Raw genomic sequence first — 19,239 nt, forward strand, 5'->3', positions numbered from 1 at the left:
GGTCAAACTTGCTTATTGGAATTGTTTTTCAATCTCGGCAACCTGTCGTTTGCCTTGGCTGTTTAATGGTATCTCTTTTACCAAGCGAAACTTTCTTGGAATAGCAATGGGTTCGAGCCAATCACGCAGTGCTTTACGCAATGCCAGCCAAAACTTACCCTTGCCCAGTCGCTCGATTTCCATTTCGCCAGATGCGGTCAAGACGATGACGGCATATAAAGAGAGGCGATTTCCTTCCGTCATAGTAATGACAGCGCTTTCACTAATCCAGTTCACCTGATCTAAACGTTTTTCAACTTCGACTAATGAAATTCGTTTTTCTTCGACTTTAACGACTCGATCGGTGCGACCAAGTAATTCGAACGTCATACTATCATGAAAGCGACATTCATCTGCGGTTTGATACCAGTTGTCCCCGTCGATGTGCGGTGACTTAAGTCGTAGGCAGCGTTCACTGTTTAGCTCAGCTGTAACGCCGGGAAAAAGCTGCCATGGTGTCGAAGCGGACAGCTGCTGACGGTGAGCAATGCCCCCTGTTTCTGTGCTGCCAAACACCTCAATCGGACGTTGGTTGAACAAAGCTAAGCAATGCTCAGCAGCGGTCGTTGGCAAGGGACCACCCGATGAAAACACCGCACGTACCTCGGCGCTCTGATGCTCTTGAGTCAGACGTTTCAACAGGGCGGGGCTGCTGATTAATGCGGTATTTGGATTCGCGTGATGAACAACTTGTTCCGGAAACTCTAAGTTGCGCGTCGCAAAAGGGCGCCCTGCGCACAATGGCCACAGAACGCGAAACAGTAATCCATAGATGTGTTGATGAGAAACCGTGCTTTCGATGTTTGACGCCGTCAGCTTTTCACCCCACAAAGATTCGAGTATCTCAACTTCGGTTTCCAGTTGATGCAGGGTTTTTGAGATCGCTTTTGGTTGACCGCTAGAGCCAGAGGTAAACAGAACCAACGCGATTTCTTCGCTAGCTAGGGTTGTTTTTTCTAGCTCGACGCCAGCTGGCGCAGGCTCGATTTGACTTGTTTCAATCCCAGAGTTGAGGGCAATGACATCATCGTGTAATAAAAGATCAAAGTGCTCGCTGAGTTCGCGTACTGCTTCTGGCTGGTAGTTTCCTGGCAAGACGAGAGATTTGTTCGCCAGGCACGCAGCAAAAAAGCCAACGGCGAATAGATAGCTGTCTTCGAAGCACAGAGCGATGCGTTGAGCATGGTTGGCTTTCATTCTTGCGCTGTTGTGCGCAACATCACTGGTGAACGTCTGCCAAGAAATCGCGCTGCTAGCCGTGAAAGCCACTTTACTACAGCCGCTTCTATTGGCGGTAAAAAGATCGCTAATGGAGGTAAATGATGTGGCGTTTAAGCTCATTAACTATGGATTCCTACGAACAAACTGGCGAACGATCCACTCGACGACAAACAGGCTGCCTGCAAGTAGGTAGCTGATCAATCCGTTGTACAGCGTCCAAATCTCCAGTGGCTGAAAACAGGTGTAAAGTGCGATGAGTGCATTGAGTGTGAAAAAGATGCACCATATCTTTGTCACGCTGCGTGTATAGCGCACCCCACTTTCTGGTAAATCTGGCTCTTGGAGTCGAGCCAAGCGCTCAATCAGCGTTTGAGGCTGTCTTAAACTGCCAGCAAACAAAACAAGCATGCACATGTTGACCACAACCGGGTAAAACGTTAGCCAGCCGTGCTGCCTGAACACAATGCCCAATCCGACCAAAATGCTCCCAGTTACGGCGCTTATCTGTGCGATTTGCTTGAGTTCTTTGACTTTGCTTCGTTGAGCGGTCAGTACCCGCAAAAGTAAGGCGGAGATAAGTATTATCCCCACCAGAGAGAGCCCGAATTTATCGATGCCGAAGTAAACGGCGAATGGATAAGCGAGTAAGACAACTGCAGACAGAGCTGTCAGCAATTGGCGCATTATGCTTCCTTAAGAAGCTCTGCGACTGCGTTTACAACGTCATCAACGGTGCGTACGGCGCTAAATTCTGCAGGCTTAATTTTTTTGCCAGTTACATTTTGCAGGTGTACGACAAGATCAACGGCATCGATGCTATCTAAATCCAGATCTTGGTAAAGGTGCGCTTCTGGAACAATATCAGCAGAATCGATCTCAAATAATTCTTCAAGTGCTTCTTTAACTTGGTTAAATACTTGTTCTTTGTTTAAATCTGTCATGAGAAAGTACCTAAGAATTACTCGCTAACTTGCGAAGAGATGTATTTTGCTAAATTGCTAACGGAAGCAAAATGTTCACGCGTATTCGAGTCATCCGCGTCGATCACAATATTGTATTGCTTTTTGATAGCTAAACCCAGTTCTAGCGCATCAATCGAATCTAGACCTAAGCCATCACCAAACAGCGGCGCTTCAGTCTCTATATCTTCTACGGTGAGATCTTCAAGATTCAATGCATCAATAATAAGTTGTTTAATTTCGTTGTGTAATGTTTCCACTGGGACCTGCTTGTAACTATTGGTTTTCTGGGAAGAGAGCTTCACTTAAATGTTGCTGCAAACGTCGTGCAGCAATATTAGGGGACGTAGTTTGCTCTATAAATGGCTTAACCTCAACTTTATCCTTAACTTCAACAAGGAAAAAAGGTTTAGTTGGGGGAACTTGATACCACTTTTTCTCTTTTGTGAGAAAATTAGGAGTTACCGTAATATGTACTAGACGTAGGTCCGTTTCTGTTCTAGCCGCAATTTGGGCAGAACCACGTTGTAATTTGGATGCTTTACCTGGCGTAGTACGTGTGCCTTCGGGAAATACCAACAAAACGTTGCCTCGATCAAAACGCTCAGAACACATAGTGAGCAAATCATCCGGTGTTTCGTTAGGGATATAGCCCGCCGCTTTGACAATGTGTTTCATAAAAGGATTGGACCAGATGGCCGATTTTACTAGGCAGTCGCAACGTTCGAGTTGAGAAGCGATTAGAACATAGTCTATTAAACTGGGGTGATTGGCGACGATGAGGCAGTTTCGGTCAGCCTTGAGTTTTTCAGCGCCCACGATTTTGTAGTCGATAGCGCCCGTAAATTTCATGAGACGGCAAAAAAGGTCAAAACTGCGTTGAATGGCTCCTTGAACTCGGTACTCTCGCTCAATTTGGTTTTTACTTGTTAGGCGGATGTAGGGATTGGCTAAAAAACTGAGCCCTAATCCACCTAAACCAAAGACCGAAAAACAAAACCCGGTAGCGACGACTCGCCAATATTGACTCAGTTTGTTCATTATCGCTGCCATACCCAAGATTGAGTCCGCGAGTGGGTCTGCCATGATGAATCATCAGAAACATAGTGCCGGATAAAGTCCAGAGCCTGCGGAAGCTGTGGCTTAAAGTCTGAACCTGATTGACTTGCCACACGAATCTCATCGCCAGCAGAGAGGATTAAACCTAATGCGTAGCCTCGGTATTCAAACTCTTCATATTGATTGTAAACCTCAGGCAGAGGTTCATCGAAATCAACCAACATCACCTTGTGCTCTGGATTGCTCTTCAAATACACCCAAGCTTCTAACAGGGCACTTTGAAAGGTATTGTCGCCAGCGGCAATGGAGGTAAGAGGAATCGTCTTTTTGGTTGCAATCGTCGCAAGACCGGCCGCTGTGTTGTGGACTGACTGCGAAAACGCCATGGGTGAGGCTTCTTCTCCTGCCACTACGTCTTGAATGAGTTGAGCGCTTCGAGTGAGTTCTCCATGACGGCTAGCGAAGACAAGGTAGTCCACTTCCTGTTGCTCTAGCAGTTCGATACTGGTTTGCACTGCGAGTTTGCTCAAGCTGCTCATGCGTCGTCGCATCATTGGCGGAATTGCGTTAACTGGCGCTTTACCATCTACGGGCCATGCGAGTGTTTTTGACCACTGCTGCCAATCACCGGGCTGCGAAATGCCATCGGAATGGGCAAGCCATGCATCGATGTTAAATGAAAGAATTATGTTTGAATCGGGCATAAGATATTGAATTGTTGTTGTTGCAGCGAAATACTAGTGCTGAACTACACATAAATTAAAGGAAACATTACTATGTCACCATTAAAATGGCTAAGCGCTTCGTTGTTGGCACTATTACTTGTCGGTTGTGGACGTGTACAACCAGTATTGAACGTCGAGGATACTCCAGTTGGGTATAATCTTCAAAGCAAACAAGTTAAGTTGGCAATTATGCAAGCGGCATCCAATCGAGGCTGGGTCATCGAAGAAATCAGCCCAAGTGAGCTTAGTGCCAAATTAACGGTACGTAGCCATTTTGCCGAGGCCAAAATTACATATAACGACAAGTTTTACTCCATTACTTATCTCAACTCAGTAAATTTAAAAGCGAGCGATGGCAAAATTCACCGCAACTACAACCGTTGGGTGAATAACTTAAACGTTGATATTAAACGTCAACTGTCTGTTATCGCCGCGGCGCAGTAATTTTTACTCTTACTATTAATTAGGAATTAGGTTTTTTCCGTGTTACATAAAAATAATGACCCGTTTAACGCTCTAGAAGCGAAAACAGAAGCTCAAAAACTCTCTTTTGCACCTATCGTATTTCATACGGCACGTACATTGCGTGATTTGGGTGTATTAGCTGTGTTAGATAAAGCTGGAAAAGAGGGCTTGAGTGCCCCTGAAATTGCAGAGCAAACTGGGGTGTCTGAATATGGCGTCAAAGTCTTGTTAGACATGGCGATTAGCGCGCATATTGTGATGTGGGAAAAACCTAATTATTCACTTGCGAATCTAGGCTTCTTTTTGCTCCACGATGGCATGACCCAAGCGAACATGGATTTCACTGCGGATGTTTGTTACGCCGCGATGATGCACCTCACAGAATCGATCACGGAGGGGAAACCTGCCGGTTTGAAAGAGTTAGGTGACTGGGAAACCATCTACCAAGGGTTATCGACTTTGCCTGAGAAAGCAAAAGAGAGCTGGTTCAAATTTGACCATTTTTACTCGGATCGCTCTTTTCCGATTCTGCTAGCAGAAGTGTTCAAATCAGAGCCAAAAACGATCGTCGATATTGGGGGTAACACCGGCAAATGGGCGATGCAGTGTTGTGGTCATAATCCGGATGTTGAGATTACGATTGTTGATTTGCCGCAGCAACTTGAAATGGCCATGCAAAACGCGAAGGAGAAAGGCTACGCGGATCGTGTCCACCCATACCCTGCCAACATGCTGGATAAATCTCAATCGCTTCCGGAACATGCCGATGTCTGGTGGATGAGTCAGTTCCTTGATTGTTTTTCACCGATGGAGATTCTGAGCATTCTGAAACGCGTGAAGCAGCAATTACGCGCGGGTGATGCTGTCTACATCTTGGAGCTGTTCTGGGACGCACAAAAGTATGACGCCGCATCATACAGTTTGAATGCGACATCGCTTTACTTTACCTGTTTGGCGAACGGAAACAGCCGTTTCTATCGCAGCGACGACTTCTTAGAAATTATCGAAGCAGCGGGATTAGTGATTGAGGAGCGAACCGATAACATCGGCCTAGGTCACACCTTACTTAAACTTAAAGCGCAATAGTACGCAGAAAGAACAGTCATCATTATGAAAACAGAATCTACTCAAGTTGTTGTTGTTGGTGCGGGCCCTTCTGGCTCGACGGTCTCTGCGCTATTGCAAGCACAGGGTGTGGATGTGATCGTGATAGAAAAGGCCGAGTTTCCGAGATTTTCTATCGGAGAGAGCCTGTTGCCGGCGTGCATGGAAGTTGTAGAGCAAGCTGGGATGACACAGGCTGTGGCGGAACATGGTTTTCAGTTTAAAGATGGGGCAGCGTTTCGTCGTAATGGCGTATACACCCAGTTCAACTTTACCGATAAGTTCACACCAGGCCCAGGGACAACTTATCAAGTACAACGTGGTCATTTTGATAAAGTCTTGGCTGACAGCGCAGCGCAGCAAGGTGTTGAAATTCGTTACCAGCATGAGTTGATGGATTTGGCTTTTGTCGGTGAGCGCTCTTTGCTAACAGTGAAAGACGCACACGATGAAATTTACCAAATTGATGCGGCTTATGTGTTAGATGCCAGCGGTTTTGGTCGAGTGTTGCCTAGAATGCTGGATCTGGAAGAGCCGTCTTGCTTGCCTCCGCGAAAAGCGATTTTCACGCATATTGTCGACAACATAGATGGTCAATCGATCCACTACGATCGCAACAAGATTCTGATTTCTGTCCATCCGACTAACCATGATGTGTGGTACTGGTTGATTCCTTTTTCCAATGGTGTGTGTTCACTGGGCGTGGTGGGTGAGCCTAACTTCTTTGCTGATTACTCAGGCGACAAACTGGATGTGCTAAAGCAGATTGTGAACCAAGAGCCGGGCCTTGAGCAACTGCTTGCGAACGCAGAGTACCCGAACCCCGCTGGAGAGCTTGGCGGTTACTCAGCCAACGTAAAACATCTAGCCACAGCTCATTACGCACTGCTTGGCAATGCGGGCGAGTTTTTGGACCCTGTGTTTTCATCTGGAGTCACGATTGCCATGAAATCTGCTCAATTTGCGGCACAATGCGTGGTCAAACAGCTTGAAGGAGAACCTGTGGATTGGCAGAAAGAGTATGCCGAGCCATTGATGGTTGGCGTGAACACTTTCCGTACCTATGTTGAAGGGTGGTACAAAGGTACTCTACAAGACGTCATCTTCCATCAAGATCCGAATCCTCGTATTAAAGCGATGATCAGCTCTATTTTGGCCGGTTATGCCTGGGATACAACAAACCCATATGTTAAAAACAGTCAGCAACGATTGAACACTCTGGCCGAGGTAATTCGAGCAGAAAAAACTCACGCCTAGTTTGATGTTTCTCAAAGGGAAAAGTTGGCTAAATCGTCGCTCTCTGTTCATACTTTAAGAAAGTTGACGAGGAGTGTGAGCGATGAAAAACGAACTTGATCCGACCAAAGTGTTGCAGGCTTACGAAACGGTCATGGCAAAAGGAACGCCTACTGAGTACGGGAAAATGTATGAAGGGGTTGAAGCGTTTGCTGACTACGATGGGTACAACGTCTATATGCGTGGGAATGGGGTAGAGCTCAAAGTCGGTTTCCACAACACCTATCACCTAGACTATGACCAAGAACACCTGCGTGACAGCTTTTTAAAGAAAGTGGCATCCTTAGCAAAATAATAAAACAGAGCCCCTGGCAAACGCGAGGGACTCTATTTTTTAATCTTCTTCAGCCATTACCGAATCTTCAGAAAAGTCATCGGTAGCCTCTGGCTTGTTGCGACCATTTAACGTATGGAAGCGTTTACGGCCACGGGCAAGCTGGACGTATTTTAGCCAAACTCTTTCAAGTTTTGTCTTCGCTTTACCTGGGTTTTCCAGTACTTTAACGAAGTGTTTCTCTTCCGAGTTGTCCGGCACAATTTCACCAGATTCTAGACCTAGCATGGTGTCGCCATAAAGCGTTAGAATTTCTTCTTCTGCAAGCGTAAAATCACCAGACTTCGCGAAGCCTCTTGGAAACTTAGTGTTGTCGTAAAAACGTTTTTTGCCGTGACGAAATTGTGTGTCAGACATTATAGTAGCCTCTATAACCTACATTGATGAAATACCCAGAGCGGTACAAAGCGAAAGTTAGGCGTAAATTTAACAAAAGAAAAACAAAACCTTTTTATCGTGACTATTGAACAGTTTTATGAAACTTAGGTAACAATTTGTTTAATGTGAACTACGTAATTTTTCAGTTTTTGCTATTGTGAAAGATTACACCTAGAGGAAATTAGATGGACGTAAAAGTCTTTAGAACGTTTTTGGAATTAGCCAACGTTCGCCACTTCGGCCGTGCCGCTGAGAACCTTTACATCACTCAAGCTGCGGTAAGTGCCCGAATCAAGCAGCTTGAAAGCTATTTTGATACGCAATTGTTTATTCGCGATCGAAACAACATCAAACTGACCTCTGCCGGAGAGCGTTTAATTGGCTACGCCGAGGTCATGGTAAGCACGCTGCAGCAAGCCAAGCTCGAGCTCTCGCTTGAAAGTGGAAAAGCTTTGCAGTTGACTCTGGGTGGGACGCCAAACGTATGGGATGCTTACTTACAAAACTGTCTAAGCCTTGTCACTGATGAGTTTGAAGGTTATGGCTTTATGGCCGAGATTATGGGCCGTGAAGCATTAAATCGCAGCTTGCAAGAGCGCACCCTCGACATGGCGTTTGCGTTTGACCAAATCAAAGCCGATGAACTCAACTGCAAAAAAGTGGCGGATGTGGTGCTGGTTCTTGTGTCTACAGAAGAGCAAGACCTAGAGCACGTGTTCGAAGATAAGTACGTTTATGTTGATTGGGGGACGAAATTTGCCTCAGAGCATGCTGAGCGTCACCCAAAAATTCCAGCCCCTTATTTGCGCACATCTACTGCGCGTATTGCCTTGGACTTCATATTGGAGAAAGGCGGCAGCGCTTATCTTCCTGCGTCGATGGTTGAGCCATTTTTGACCAACGAACAGCTTTATAAGGTGAAAGGCGTCGAAGATTGGTGTCGCCCGATTTATCTTAGCTATCGTAAGGCCAGTACTTCGATTGAAGCGATCGAGCAAGTTGAAGAGTTAGTCAAACACATCGATCCTGTCACTGCCTATACATTGCAGCAAATGGCGGATTTTCCAGTGGAAGAATAAAATGAGCCTCTCAAACGAGAGGCTTATTTGTTCATAGGCTCATTAAACTCTCTATCGACTCTTCAATGCTTAAATGGTGGAACGAATGAACATTTTGACCATCAGTCGCATCAATCAGTATTCGGTTGATATTGGATGCGCCATGCTCATCAATAATGCCTAGTGTTTGTTCGACGTTATCACACGTCATTACCACATTGTCACCAAGGACAAGGGTGCAAGAGTGCAGGTTCATAGCCAACTTCCTTATTATTTATCATCTGCATTTTTTAATTTAGAAGAGTTTCAACAGATCGCAAATTCATTGAGTTCCGAAAATGGCTAGTAATGTGCCGAGGGTGATTTAGACTGGAGGCATCATAACGATTCAGGACGAGAGTATGAGCGGTTTAGCTACCTTATCGACGTTAGAATGTCAGCGAGCTCGAATGGCTCGAGATGCGCGATTTGATGGTCGATTTTATGTTGCGGTAAAAAGTACCGGGATATTTTGCCGACCGATATGCCCTGCCAACCTCCCCAAGGAAGAAAATGTCGAGTATTTCATCGACAAAGCGCAAGCACTGCAAGCAGGCTATCGACCTTGTTTGCGATGTAAGCCAGATAGCGCTCCGAGCTCCTGGGCGTGGAAAGGGGTCGAAACCACTCTCTATCGGGCGCTACAGCTTATCGAGCAAGGGGAGTTGCAGAGCCACAGCTTGACGCAACTTGCGACACGCTTGGGTATCAGTGATCGCTATTTGCGTCAGCTATTTCAAACCCATTTGGGGATGGCGCCAAAGCAGTATGCGCAGTACCAACAACTCATGTTTGCTAAACACTTGCTTCACTCAAGCTCAATGAACGTCACGGATATTGCCTTTGCGAGTGGCTTTAATAGTGTGAGACGTTTTAACGATGCGTTTAAACAAATATTGAAGCTAACTCCGAGCCAAGTACGCAAACAAAAACAGGAAAACATGGATACAAACTACATTGATCTCGCCTACCAAGGGCCTTTAGATTGGCCGAGGATGCTTGATTTCTATCGCTTGCGAGCAATCGAAGGGTTAGAGAAGGTTGATGACGGAAGCTACCAACGCGCATTCTTGCTGGACGGCTGCGCGGGTTGGTTTCGCATTTCCCAACACAAAGTGGGGGTGATGCGAGTCGAGTTCACCCTTAAGGACACCAAGCTGGTGAAAAAGCTGGTTAATCAGCTAAGGCGCATGTTTGATTTGGACAGTGATGTATTGAGTATTGAAAATCAGCTTCATCAACTCGATGCCAATTTCGTTCAGTACTCCGGCATTCGTATTCCGGGGGTATGGAACTGCTGGGAAGCGGGGGTTCGAGCCATTCTTGGGCAACAAGTGTCGATAAAAGCGGCGATCGGGCAGCTTAATTTATTGGCTCAGACATTGCAGCCTGAAGGGGTGACTCACTTCCCTACCGCGCAAGACATTGCTGGTTCTGATTTGAACTTTTTACGTATGCCACAAAGTCGAAAAGAGACCTTAGCGCGCTTTGCCCAAATCATGAGTCAAACACCGGATATCGCTCTGGAAGAGTGGCTAGAAATCAAAGGTATTGGCCCTTGGACGGTCAACTATGCTCGTCTACGGGGCGCATCTGAGCCAAACTGTTTTTTAGAGGGAGACTTGGTGGTCAAAAAGGCGCTGGTCCATTTTCCTTCGATCACTAAAGAGGCGGTCTCTCCTTGGGGTAGCTACGCCACTTTTCACTGCTGGAGTCACGCATGAGCACTTACTACACTATTCTTACCACGCCACTAGGAGAGATGACGCTGCAAGCGGACGCTGACGGTTTACTTGGCGCGTGGTTTGAAACTCAGACAACACAACCAAAAGAACTCGGACAATACTCAGAATCTGATTCTATACTTAATAATGCAATCAAACAGTTACAAGAATACTTTTGCGGTGAAAGAACCGAGTTCAATTTGCCTTTGTCTGCCCAAGGTACGCAATTCCAGCAGCAGGTTTGGCATGCCTTGACCACCATCCCTTACGGAGAGACGTGGAGCTATCAAGAGTTGGCAAATGCGATAGGCAATCCGAAAGCGGTGAGAGCTGTCGGCTTAGCCAATGGTAAGAACCCGATCTCTGTGATTGTTCCGTGTCACCGAGTGATTGGTAAAAATGGTAAGTTGACAGGGTATGCCGGTGGCGTCGAGCGCAAAGCGCAACTGTTGAAACTAGAACAAAAGGAGTAGGTTAATGGCAACCGAGCGTTTTGGAACCATCTTGTCCGTTGTTGGCATCATTGCGTTGATGCTGCTTGTTGGCTGCTCGGAAGAAAAAGCGGTACGCATGCTCAATAAGCAGACCTATGAGTTTACGGGCACTTTTGAAAACCAATACAACCAAGATTTGCTGAAGTTTTCGGACGCTCAAGTCACGTTTGTTCGTGAAGGTGAACTCAACATGACCAAGCCCTTTGAAGTGAAAGGAAACGACCTGACCATCACGATGCGAAATAGCTCGAAAGAGAAGCGAGAAGACATCGTGATGAGGATTCACGGCCAAAACGAGTTGCTTACATGTAGCACATGTGCCAAGTATCAACTGGCTAGTGTCTGGCAAAAGCGCAATTTCACGCCTTTGCCAGTGGAATCTAATTAAGTAAACAGGTGGGTGTTGAGCATCATATGGACGAGGATACTTGCGGTGTATCCAAGGGCGATGACGGGCATCCACTTAAGGTGACCGAAGAAGGTATATTTGCCATGAGCCGCGCCCATCAACGCTACGCCCGCAGCAGAACCTATCGATAGCAAGCTCCCTCCCACTCCGGCAGTGAGTGTGACTAACAGCCAGTTCCCCATCGACATTGTCGGCTCCATGGTAAGCACAGCAAACATGACTGGAATGTTATCTACAATTGCGGACAAGATGCCCACCATCACGTTTGCCCAGACAGGATCCCATTGGGTGTACATGACTTCTGAAATCAAGCCTAAATAACCCAACAGGCTCAAGCCTCCTACACACATAACCACGCCGTAGAAAAACAGCAACGTATCCCACTCGGCATGGGAGACTCGTCTAAATACATCAAACGGGACAACAGACCCAAGGCGTTTTAACGCATGATCATCTCGGTTAGCAATGGCCATGGCCGCCTTTTTATGCAGCGATGCTTTGAGTGTTCTGCGCAGGAAAAAACCAAAGAACTGCAAATAAGCAAGCCCCATCATCATGCCAATGACAGGTGGGAAGTGCAGCACCGCATGGAAGGCGACGGCCGTCGAAATCGTGAGGATAAACAAGGCGACAATTCTGCGCGCTCCGCGTTTAAGTTCAACATGCTGGTGGACCACATTCGGCTTAGTGTCCGGAACAAAGAACGACATGATCAAAGCAGGGATCAGGTAATTGACCACTGAGGGCAAAAACAGCGGCATAAACTCCGCAAAGGAGACATGACCCGCTTGCCAAACCATCAGCGTTGTAATATCCCCAAACGGGCTAAACGCGCCTCCGGCATTGGCGGCGATAACAATGTTGATACATGCAAGATTGATAAATCGAGTGTTGTCTCCAGCAACTTTCATCACCACAGCGCACATCAGTAATGCAGTCGTCAGGTTATCGGCAATCGGCGAGATAAAGAATGAGAGAATACCCGTCAACCAAAACAGCGCGCGAAAGTTAAATCCTTTGCCGACCATCCAAGCCTGAAGTGCATCAAACAGTCGCCGTTCTTCCATCGCGCTTATGTATGTCATGGCAACCAGCAAAAACAGCAGCAATTCCGCGTATTCGAGCAAGTTGTGTTCTAAGGCGGCTTTAGCAACCTCTATTTGATCATACTGAGAATAGACGTAGCCAATCATTGCCCAGATGATGCCCGCTGCAAGAAGAACGGGCTTTGATTTTCGCAATTGCAAATACTCTTCGAGCATGACCAAGGTGTACGCAATGGCAAAAATGAGCAACGCGGCATAGCCGATGGTCGATTGGGTTAGGGGCAAAATCTCACCTGAAGCGTTGGCAGCAAAGGCGGTGAGGGGGGATAGCGTTAAAGCAATAAAGACTGACCACTGCAGTTTCATACTTCCACTCCTTTGAAAGATGATTGTTGTTATACCCAAGTAACCTCACGTCTGCGCGCATTTAGAAGTCACTTGGGTATAAGCAATGGCCTCATAGTCTAATGGGCTTTTACCTATTGGTTTGTGAGATAGGTTTGATCTGTTTGAATTTGCATCATTTTTTAACGATTGGTGAAGAATTTATGAACTCGAGTGATATGCAATGTTGATTTATGTGGTTGGGAAAATCTGCCACTTACGCTCGTTATCACAAAACATAATGGCAAGTTAAAAGATATTAATAGTTCGTTTCACTATTTGATAAGGATCATCCTAACGCCATACGATTTAATTCAAGATCCTATGCGTTCTGTTCCACATAAACTAATGCATAGGTGAATTATGTCTGATTCAAATCAAAAGGAGCGCAAAGTCACGTGGGGTTGCTACGTTGCTTTGGCGTTCGCCGTTGTCTTTTTTTCCGGGCTGATGAAGTCCAATGACTGGTATGGTGTGCTTGACTTTACCACGCTGAATGGCTCTTTCGGTAAGGTCGCTTACGATGTCACAGAAACCGCTGAAGGCGTAGAAGCAGCAACCACATCCCTGCGCGGTAAAGGTGGCAGTGGCGCGCGCGATGGTTTTATTTTCGCGTTAACTCTGATCCCAACCGTTATGTTCGCATTGGGTGTGATCAATGTGCTTGAGCACTACGGTGCGCTGGATGCCGCACGCAAACTTCTGACGCCTCTTCTTCGCCCGCTGATGGGTATTCCAGGTAGCTCCGGCCTCGCGTTGATAGCTTCTTTACAAAGTACCGATGCAGGTGCTGCCATGACCCGTCAACTTAAAGACGAAGGTAGGCTGACTAAACGCGAAACCGACGTATTCACTATGTTCCAGTTCACCGCTGGCGCGACCATTGTTAACTTTTTCTCGTCGGGCGCTGTGCTGTTTACTCTAACGCTGGCTGATGGCTCTTTGGCCGTTACTTCTTCGATTGGTTTGGCGGTTGCCATCATGTTTGTCTTCAAATTTGTCGGGGCGAACTTATTCCGTATTTACCTCAACATCACGGAAGGCAAAGAAGACAAGCAAGATAAGCGTGATGCGCAAAACCTAAAAGAGGAGACAGCATAATGAGCGAAGTAAAAGCAAGAAAGCCAATGGTGACGGACATTTTCGTTGAAGGCGCAAAGAAAGGTTGGGTAATTGCAACGACCTCTACCGTACCGAATGTCTTGATGGCGTTTGTGATCATCAAAGCGCTACAGATTACGGGCGCGCTCGACATGATGGGCACAGTATTTGCGCCGATTATGGCTGTTTTTGGTTTGCCGGGTGAGGCGGCGGCTGTTTTGATTGGTGCATGGATGTCGATGGGCGGCGCGGTAGGCGTTGTGATCACGCTGTTTGACCAAGGTATCTTAAATGGCGCGCACATCGCTATCTTAGCCCCTGCTATCTACCTCATGGGCTCTCAAGTTCAGTACATGGGACGCATCATGGGACCAATCGGTACTGAAGGCCGTTACATTCCTGTGATGATCGCGATTTCAGTATTGAACGCTTTTGGCGCCATGCTAGTCATGAACTTGTTTGTGTAGGGATGAATGATGACGTTTTCACTGAATGACTACCTCGAAGAGCTCCGCCCGCTGATTGATGTCGACTGTGGTACGTACACGGTCGAGGGGATCGAATGTATCGCCACTCAATTTGAGCGTAAGTTTCAACAACTGCAAGGTTGGCACGTCAAACGTGTCGATTGTGGTAAAGCTGGCGTTGGCTTAGAAATTCGCAACAAGCCAGAGGCATCCGATATTGATGTTATGCTGATTGGCCATATGGATACGGTCTTTCCTGTCGGGACTGCAGAATTGCGCCCAATGACAACCGATTCCGATAAAGCCTACGGTCCCGGCGTATCTGACATGAAGTCTGGTTTGCTCAATATTGTTTATGCAATGCGCAATTTGGATCGCAGTGTTTTAGATTCGCTCTCAATCTGTATCTGTATGAACCCAGACGAAGAGACAGGCTCTCTTGACTCTGTCGATTGGATTCAGGCCACCGCCAAACAAGCAAAACACGTTCTGGTGGCAGAGGCTGCGCGTGCAGATGGTGGCTTGGTCAAGGCTCGCAAAGGTATGGCGCGTTACAAAATCACTTTTGATGGCGTTGCCGCACATGCAGGTAATGAACCGGAGAAGGGCCACAGTGCAATTACCGAAATGGCGAACTGGATCCTAGCCATCAACGCGATGACCAACTTTGACTCTGGCACAACACTGAACGTGGGGATTGTGTCGGGTGGCGCGGGAGCCAATATCGTCCCTGCGCACGCAGAGGCTATTGTTGATGTCCGTTTCTGGAACAACGGCGAATATGATGATGTCGATAGCGAGTTAACGGCTCTATCTCAACAAGCGTTTGATGCTAGTGTGCGTATTACGTTAGAGCGCGAAGCGTACAAACCTTCTATGGTGCCAAGCGAGCAAACCGAAGCGTTAATGGTGCTAGTCGAACAAGCTGCCGATGAGCTTGACATTGATATCAACTGGAAAGAAGTCGGTGGCGGTTCAGACGCGAACAACACCGCGATTCTAGGCGTACCTACATTGGATGGCTTAGGGCCAATCGGTGCGGGTTTCCACAGTGACCAAGAGTACTTGTTGCTTGAGTCGATTGAACCGCGTATTCGATTGTTGATGCGAGTTATCGAGAAAATTGCTCAGTAATCAATGCCTTCATTTTAAAACTAAGCCCCAAATTTTTGGGGCTTTTTCTATTCACTGACAAAGTAAGACTTAAGTTTTTCTCTTAGCCATAAATTCGCTGGGCTGTGTTTCATGCGATTATGCGTTAACAGTCGGTACTTGACTGGGATGCTGGTAAATGGGGCGTCGAGTACCTGCAGATCGAGTCGGTCTGCAAACTGATTCGCGATGCTTTTGACCATCGCAGCAAGGCAATTGGTATTGGCGATCATCGTCATTTGCGATACCAGAGAATCACACTCTGCCGCAACTTTGCGTTCGCCTATGGACTCTTCGGTAAAATAGTCGGCCAGATAGGCATCTTCGCGTCTGAGTTTGAGCGTGACGTGCTTTTCGTCGTAGAACTGCTCAAGTGTCAGAGCTCCCTTAACTCTTGGGTGATCTTTGCGAGCAATAATGCAGATCTCGTCGGTACAGAAAAATTCTGAGAAGAACGAGGGCGCGGAGTAGTTAGCAAAGTCGATGGCAAGATCGGCCTTCTGTTGGTTGAGGTTATGGATGAGCTTTTCTTCGCTAGACAGTGTCGGATGCAGTTCAATTTCAACATTGCCTAGAGTCTGATCCGCTTCAATTTTTGGCAGTAACATCAGCATCATCGGCTCGCTGGTGTACACCACAAAGCGGCGAGAGTTGTCGGTGCTGAAACACTCTATCCCTTCGATGGCATTGTGAATTTGGTTTAGTGCTGGCTCGATTTGGCGCGCCAATTCATGGGCTTGGTGGGTTGGCGCGATCCCTCGGCCGGAGCGGATAAAGAGTTGAACCCCCAACTGTTGCTGAAGCCGTTTTAAAACGCCGCTTACGCCGGGTTGCGTTAGTCCCATTACGTCGGCGGCAACGGTGATTGAACGATGCTGATAGACGTTAAGAAAGACTTTAAACAGATTCAGATCGATGGGGGCGTCATTCATACTTCTTCCTAATACATAACAGCTCGCGATGTTTTGTATAAATTTTCATGCATATATCCTGATGTGTCAAATGAGTACATTAGTCCTGTACCCAATAAAGAGACACTACGAGGTTCCCTATGACACACCGTTTTGCACCTTCAGCTATTTCACTTGCACTTATGGTTTCATTCTCAGCATCGGCAGATTATGCCAGCCTAGAGACTTACCAAGGAAAGCCTGCGACCACGCACACTCAACAAGCGAATGCGACACTCGCTAAATCGTTACCTTGGCAAGATGTCAGTGCATTTGAGCGCACGCAAAAAGGATTGATTGCGGAGTTTGGAACCCATGAAGCAGGCGAGCTAAAAAATCGCTTTGAATACATGGCTGACATGAGCGTCAACGAGCTGCCAGCGTCGGTTAACCCTTCCATTTGGCGTCAAGGGATGCTGAATTACGCAGCAGGCGGTTTATACCAAGTGACTGATGGTGTGTACCAGATTCGTGGCGCAGACCTGTCGAATATGACCATCTACCGTACTGACAATGGCTACGTGATTCACGACCCACTGCTTTCAAAGCAAGCGGCGGCAGCGTCTTGGGAGTTTGCGAAAATGCACCTACCTAAGATCAACGGTGAACATAAGATTACTGGCATGATTTATTCGCACATGCATGCCGATCACTTTGGCGGCTCACGTGGGATTTTTGAGTCTGGCGACTTTGCAGAAGGGGCTCCGATCTATGCACCAAACGACTTTATTAAAGAGCTGGCTGATGAAAACGTCATTGCTGGGGCTGCGATGGGACGCCGTGCCAACTACCAATACGGCACAACACTCGACAACAACACGCAAGGCATTGTTGATAACGCGCTAGGTCTGGGTACCTCTCGTGGTGAAGTTACCTTAGTGGCTCCGACGCAAGAAATTGAAGAGCGAGAGAAAGTCATTACCATTGATGGCTTGGAGTTCCACGCGATCAACATGCCTGGCGCGGAAGCACCAGCTGAGATTGTGCTTTACATTCCAGAGTATCGCTCATTGAATACCGCAGAGCTCACCTACGATGGCATGCACAACATCTACACCTTCCGCGGAGCGAAAGTGCGCGATGCCTTGGTGTGGACGAAATACCTAACCGAACTCAAGTTGCGTTACGTTGATAGTGGTTTGGTTGATAATATCCATGCTGCGCACTCTGCGCCGGTTTGGAATGACGCCAACACCAAAACCAATGAAATTGCTGACTACATGACGCTGCAACGCGACAACTATGGCTTTATTCATAACCAAGCGATGCGCTTAGCTAATCATGGTGTGACTATTCATGATGTGGGTCGTGAGATAGATAAAATCATTCCGCAATCACAAAAAGAGACATGGCACACTAATGGTTACCATGGTTCATACAGTCATAATGCTCGCGCGGTTGTGAACCTGTACTTGGGCTACCACGACATGAACCCAGTGAACACGAATCCACTGCAAACCAAAGAAAAGTCGTGTGTTTACGTGGAAGCTGCAGGCGCAGAAACACTGTTCAAAGCGGGTAAAACGCACTTTGACAATGGGGAATACCAAGAGGCATCACAGCTGTTCAATGATCTCGTGCAGTGTGACCCAAGCAACATCAACTACCGTTTTGCGTTAGCGGATAGCTTTGAACAGCAAGGCTACCAATCGGAAACCATGGCTTGGCGTAATTCTTACTTACAAGGTGCGGTAGAGCTGCGTACGGGTGAAATTCAACCTTCGATTAAACTGGCGTCGGCAGATGTTATCGCAAACACCCCGACTGGCATGTTCCTCGACTTCTTGGCGGTGAGATTGAATGCAGAAAAAGCAGAGCAAGCGGGTCTCGACTTTAGCTTCGGTATTCATCACCCTGACTTGAACGAGTCTTACTTTGGTGAAGTATCGAACTCAAATATGGCGAACATTGAAGTGGAAAGCCTACCAAAAACAGACGTCACGTTGGAGATCACCAAAACCGATATGACGGCGATGGTGCTAGGTCAAACGACCTTAGAGAGCTTGGTCAAATCAGGCAAAGCGAAGCTTACGGGGGAGGCTAATTTAGTTACCCAACTTGCGGCAACGCTAGATGACTTTGATGGTATGTTTGAAATATTGCCAATGCCAACGAAATAATTAAGGCGCTCATTCGATGCCCCTCAGTGTGACACGCTGAGGGGCATTTTTCTTTTTTTACAAACCATTACGCTCGCCACTTTGACAACAAACTTATCCCTGCTGTATGGTTCGATTCGCCCAAAATACGTAGGAATCATCATGAAGTTAAAACAGGTAAGTATTATTGTTGGTGGTCTGGTTCTATCTTGCGCCTCTTATGCCAGCAACAAAGAGAGTTGGGAAACGTTCAGTGATGTGGGCGCCTATGGATTAGTGGGGATTGCCGCCGCTGTGCCACTCTACAAAGGCGATTGGGAAGGCTTTAAGCAAGCGGGTTTTAGTATCGGCGCGGCTTCCGGGGTCGGTTTGATCGCCAAGAACACCATTGATGCCGAGCGACCTGACGGTAGCGATAATAAGAGTTTCCCGTCCAATCATACGGCGAACGCGTTTGCTTCGGCGACCACCTTGCACTTGCGCTATGGGTGGGAAGTGGGCTTACCTGCTTACGGCATTGCCACTTTGGTGGGCGTTGGTCGAGTGCAAGCTGAAAGACATTATTGGCGAGATGTCGCCGCGGGTGCTGCGCTGGGAATGGTGTCAGGATGGATCTTTACCGAGGCCTACGACAGTTCGGTTCAAATCCTGCCTTGGGTTACTAGCAATGGTGCTGGCGTCAACGTTGCCTTTGCTTGGTAATCGTCATCATAAAAGAGGCCAAGGACCTCTTTTA

At 47.2% G+C, this 19,239-nt stretch carries 23 protein-coding genes; 13 read left to right on the plus strand and 10 right to left on the minus strand.

Annotation, left to right across the window (positions count from 1 at the left end; all coding sequences use genetic code 11):
- Nucleotides 1-12 precede the first annotated feature (12 nt).
- From OH458_RS09365 to OH458_RS09390, 6 genes are read right to left on the minus strand one after another with little or no spacing between them, the layout of a single operon-like run.
- Nucleotides 13-1,380 carry an AMP-binding protein gene (locus OH458_RS09365; protein WP_269978119.1) on the minus strand — a complete coding sequence of 456 codons (1,368 nt, stop codon included), beginning with the start codon at nucleotides 1,378-1,380 and terminating at the stop codon, nucleotides 13-15.
- A gap of 3 nt (nucleotides 1,381-1,383) precedes the next feature.
- Nucleotides 1,384-1,944, minus strand: coding sequence for a hypothetical protein (locus OH458_RS09370; RefSeq protein ID WP_269978120.1), 561 nt, complete (start codon nucleotides 1,942-1,944; stop codon nucleotides 1,384-1,386).
- Complete coding sequence (locus OH458_RS09375; protein WP_269978121.1) at nucleotides 1,944-2,201, minus strand: acyl carrier protein; 258 nt, start codon at nucleotides 2,199-2,201, stop codon at nucleotides 1,944-1,946. The genes OH458_RS09370 and OH458_RS09375 overlap by 1 nt, the downstream gene beginning before the upstream one ends.
- A gap of 17 nt (nucleotides 2,202-2,218) precedes the next feature.
- The gene (locus tag OH458_RS09380; protein WP_005473995.1) at nucleotides 2,219-2,479 is read right to left on the minus strand and encodes a phosphopantetheine-binding protein; all 261 of its coding nucleotides are present in this window, start codon (nucleotides 2,477-2,479) and stop codon (nucleotides 2,219-2,221) included.
- 16 nt (nucleotides 2,480-2,495) lie between these two features.
- Entirely contained in the window at nucleotides 2,496-3,260 is a 765-nt protein-coding gene (locus tag OH458_RS09385; protein ID WP_269978273.1) for a lysophospholipid acyltransferase family protein, read from the minus strand.
- Nucleotides 3,260-3,982 (minus strand): beta-ketoacyl synthase chain length factor, encoded by a 723-nt coding sequence (locus OH458_RS09390; protein WP_269978122.1) that lies wholly within the window; start codon nucleotides 3,980-3,982, stop codon nucleotides 3,260-3,262. Before OH458_RS09390 ends, OH458_RS09385 begins: the two co-directional genes overlap by 1 nt.
- A gap of 72 nt (nucleotides 3,983-4,054) precedes the next feature.
- On the opposite strand from OH458_RS09390, the gene OH458_RS09395 reads away from it, so the two are divergent.
- From OH458_RS09395 to OH458_RS09410, 4 genes are all read left to right on the plus strand, one after another.
- Nucleotides 4,055-4,447 (plus strand): hypothetical protein, encoded by a 393-nt coding sequence (locus tag OH458_RS09395; RefSeq protein ID WP_269978123.1) that lies wholly within the window; start codon nucleotides 4,055-4,057, stop codon nucleotides 4,445-4,447.
- Nucleotides 4,448-4,486: 39 nt separating this feature from the next.
- Complete coding sequence (locus OH458_RS09400) at nucleotides 4,487-5,554, plus strand: methyltransferase (RefSeq protein WP_269978124.1); 1,068 nt, start codon at nucleotides 4,487-4,489, stop codon at nucleotides 5,552-5,554.
- A 24-nt stretch (nucleotides 5,555-5,578) separates the two neighbouring features.
- Nucleotides 5,579-6,829 (plus strand): NAD(P)/FAD-dependent oxidoreductase, encoded by a 1,251-nt coding sequence (locus OH458_RS09405; protein WP_269978125.1) that lies wholly within the window; start codon nucleotides 5,579-5,581, stop codon nucleotides 6,827-6,829.
- A gap of 82 nt (nucleotides 6,830-6,911) precedes the next feature.
- Complete coding sequence (locus OH458_RS09410; RefSeq protein ID WP_005473996.1) at nucleotides 6,912-7,163, plus strand: DUF3081 domain-containing protein; 252 nt, start codon at nucleotides 6,912-6,914, stop codon at nucleotides 7,161-7,163.
- A gap of 39 nt (nucleotides 7,164-7,202) precedes the next feature.
- On the opposite strand, the gene OH458_RS09415 is transcribed toward OH458_RS09410, so the two are convergent.
- A complete protein-coding gene (locus tag OH458_RS09415; protein ID WP_038135878.1) occupies nucleotides 7,203-7,559 on the minus strand; it encodes a DUF413 domain-containing protein in 357 nt (118 codons plus the stop codon).
- 206 nt (nucleotides 7,560-7,765) lie between these two features.
- On the opposite strand from OH458_RS09415, the gene OH458_RS09420 reads away from it, so the two are divergent.
- Nucleotides 7,766-8,659, plus strand: coding sequence for a LysR family transcriptional regulator (locus OH458_RS09420; RefSeq protein WP_038212383.1), 894 nt, complete (start codon nucleotides 7,766-7,768; stop codon nucleotides 8,657-8,659).
- 31 nt (nucleotides 8,660-8,690) lie between these two features.
- On the opposite strand, the gene OH458_RS09425 is transcribed toward OH458_RS09420, so the two are convergent.
- On the minus strand, nucleotides 8,691-8,894 hold the full coding sequence (locus OH458_RS09425; RefSeq protein WP_269978126.1) for a hypothetical protein: 204 nt from the start codon (nucleotides 8,892-8,894) through the stop codon (nucleotides 8,691-8,693).
- Between the two features lie 145 nt (nucleotides 8,895-9,039).
- On the opposite strand from OH458_RS09425, the gene OH458_RS09430 reads away from it, so the two are divergent.
- Genes OH458_RS09430 through OH458_RS09440 form a run of 3 tightly spaced genes read left to right on the plus strand, consistent with a single transcriptional unit; the run spans nucleotide 9,040 to nucleotide 11,283 of the window.
- Entirely contained in the window at nucleotides 9,040-10,401 is a 1,362-nt protein-coding gene (locus OH458_RS09430; RefSeq protein ID WP_269978127.1) for a DNA-3-methyladenine glycosylase 2 family protein, read from the plus strand.
- Entirely contained in the window at nucleotides 10,398-10,874 is a 477-nt protein-coding gene (locus OH458_RS09435; RefSeq protein WP_269978128.1) for a methylated-DNA--[protein]-cysteine S-methyltransferase, read from the plus strand. Before OH458_RS09430 ends, OH458_RS09435 begins: the two co-directional genes overlap by 4 nt.
- Nucleotides 10,875-10,878: 4 nt before the next feature.
- The gene (locus OH458_RS09440; protein ID WP_269978129.1) at nucleotides 10,879-11,283 is read left to right on the plus strand and encodes a hypothetical protein; all 405 of its coding nucleotides are present in this window, start codon (nucleotides 10,879-10,881) and stop codon (nucleotides 11,281-11,283) included.
- On the opposite strand, the gene nhaD is transcribed toward OH458_RS09440, so the two are convergent.
- Complete coding sequence (nhaD, locus tag OH458_RS09445; RefSeq protein WP_005469864.1) at nucleotides 11,280-12,716, minus strand: sodium:proton antiporter NhaD; 1,437 nt, start codon at nucleotides 12,714-12,716, stop codon at nucleotides 11,280-11,282. The genes OH458_RS09440 and nhaD overlap by 4 nt on opposite strands.
- A 381-nt stretch (nucleotides 12,717-13,097) precedes the next feature.
- Between nhaD and OH458_RS09450 the strand changes: the two genes are divergently transcribed.
- The 3 genes from OH458_RS09450 to OH458_RS09460 are packed head-to-tail and all read left to right on the plus strand — an operon-like array spanning nucleotide 13,098 to nucleotide 15,436.
- Nucleotides 13,098-13,835 (plus strand): nucleoside recognition domain-containing protein, encoded by a 738-nt coding sequence (locus OH458_RS09450; protein ID WP_038135894.1) that lies wholly within the window; start codon nucleotides 13,098-13,100, stop codon nucleotides 13,833-13,835.
- Entirely contained in the window at nucleotides 13,835-14,302 is a 468-nt protein-coding gene (locus OH458_RS09455; protein WP_005469822.1) for a YjiG family protein, read from the plus strand. Before OH458_RS09450 ends, OH458_RS09455 begins: the two co-directional genes overlap by 1 nt.
- A 9-nt stretch (nucleotides 14,303-14,311) precedes the next feature.
- Nucleotides 14,312-15,436: a M20 family metallopeptidase gene (locus tag OH458_RS09460; RefSeq protein WP_269978130.1), complete on the plus strand. Its 1,125-nt coding sequence runs from the start codon at nucleotides 14,312-14,314 to the stop codon at nucleotides 15,434-15,436.
- A gap of 47 nt (nucleotides 15,437-15,483) precedes the next feature.
- On the opposite strand, the gene OH458_RS09465 is transcribed toward OH458_RS09460, so the two are convergent.
- Nucleotides 15,484-16,386: a LysR family transcriptional regulator gene (locus OH458_RS09465; protein WP_269978131.1), complete on the minus strand. Its 903-nt coding sequence runs from the start codon at nucleotides 16,384-16,386 to the stop codon at nucleotides 15,484-15,486.
- 119 nt (nucleotides 16,387-16,505) lie between these two features.
- Between OH458_RS09465 and OH458_RS09470 the strand changes: the two genes are divergently transcribed.
- Nucleotides 16,506-18,524 (plus strand): alkyl/aryl-sulfatase, encoded by a 2,019-nt coding sequence (locus OH458_RS09470; RefSeq protein WP_269978132.1) that lies wholly within the window; start codon nucleotides 16,506-16,508, stop codon nucleotides 18,522-18,524.
- A 141-nt stretch (nucleotides 18,525-18,665) separates the two neighbouring features.
- Nucleotides 18,666-19,205, plus strand: coding sequence for a phosphatase PAP2 family protein (locus tag OH458_RS09475; RefSeq protein WP_269978133.1), 540 nt, complete (start codon nucleotides 18,666-18,668; stop codon nucleotides 19,203-19,205).
- The last annotated feature ends 34 nt before the right edge of the window (nucleotides 19,206-19,239 follow it).

This window comes from Vibrio sp. MarTm2 (assembly GCF_027587055.1).
GTDB lineage: Bacteria > Pseudomonadota > Gammaproteobacteria > Enterobacterales > Vibrionaceae > Vibrio > Vibrio sinaloensis_D.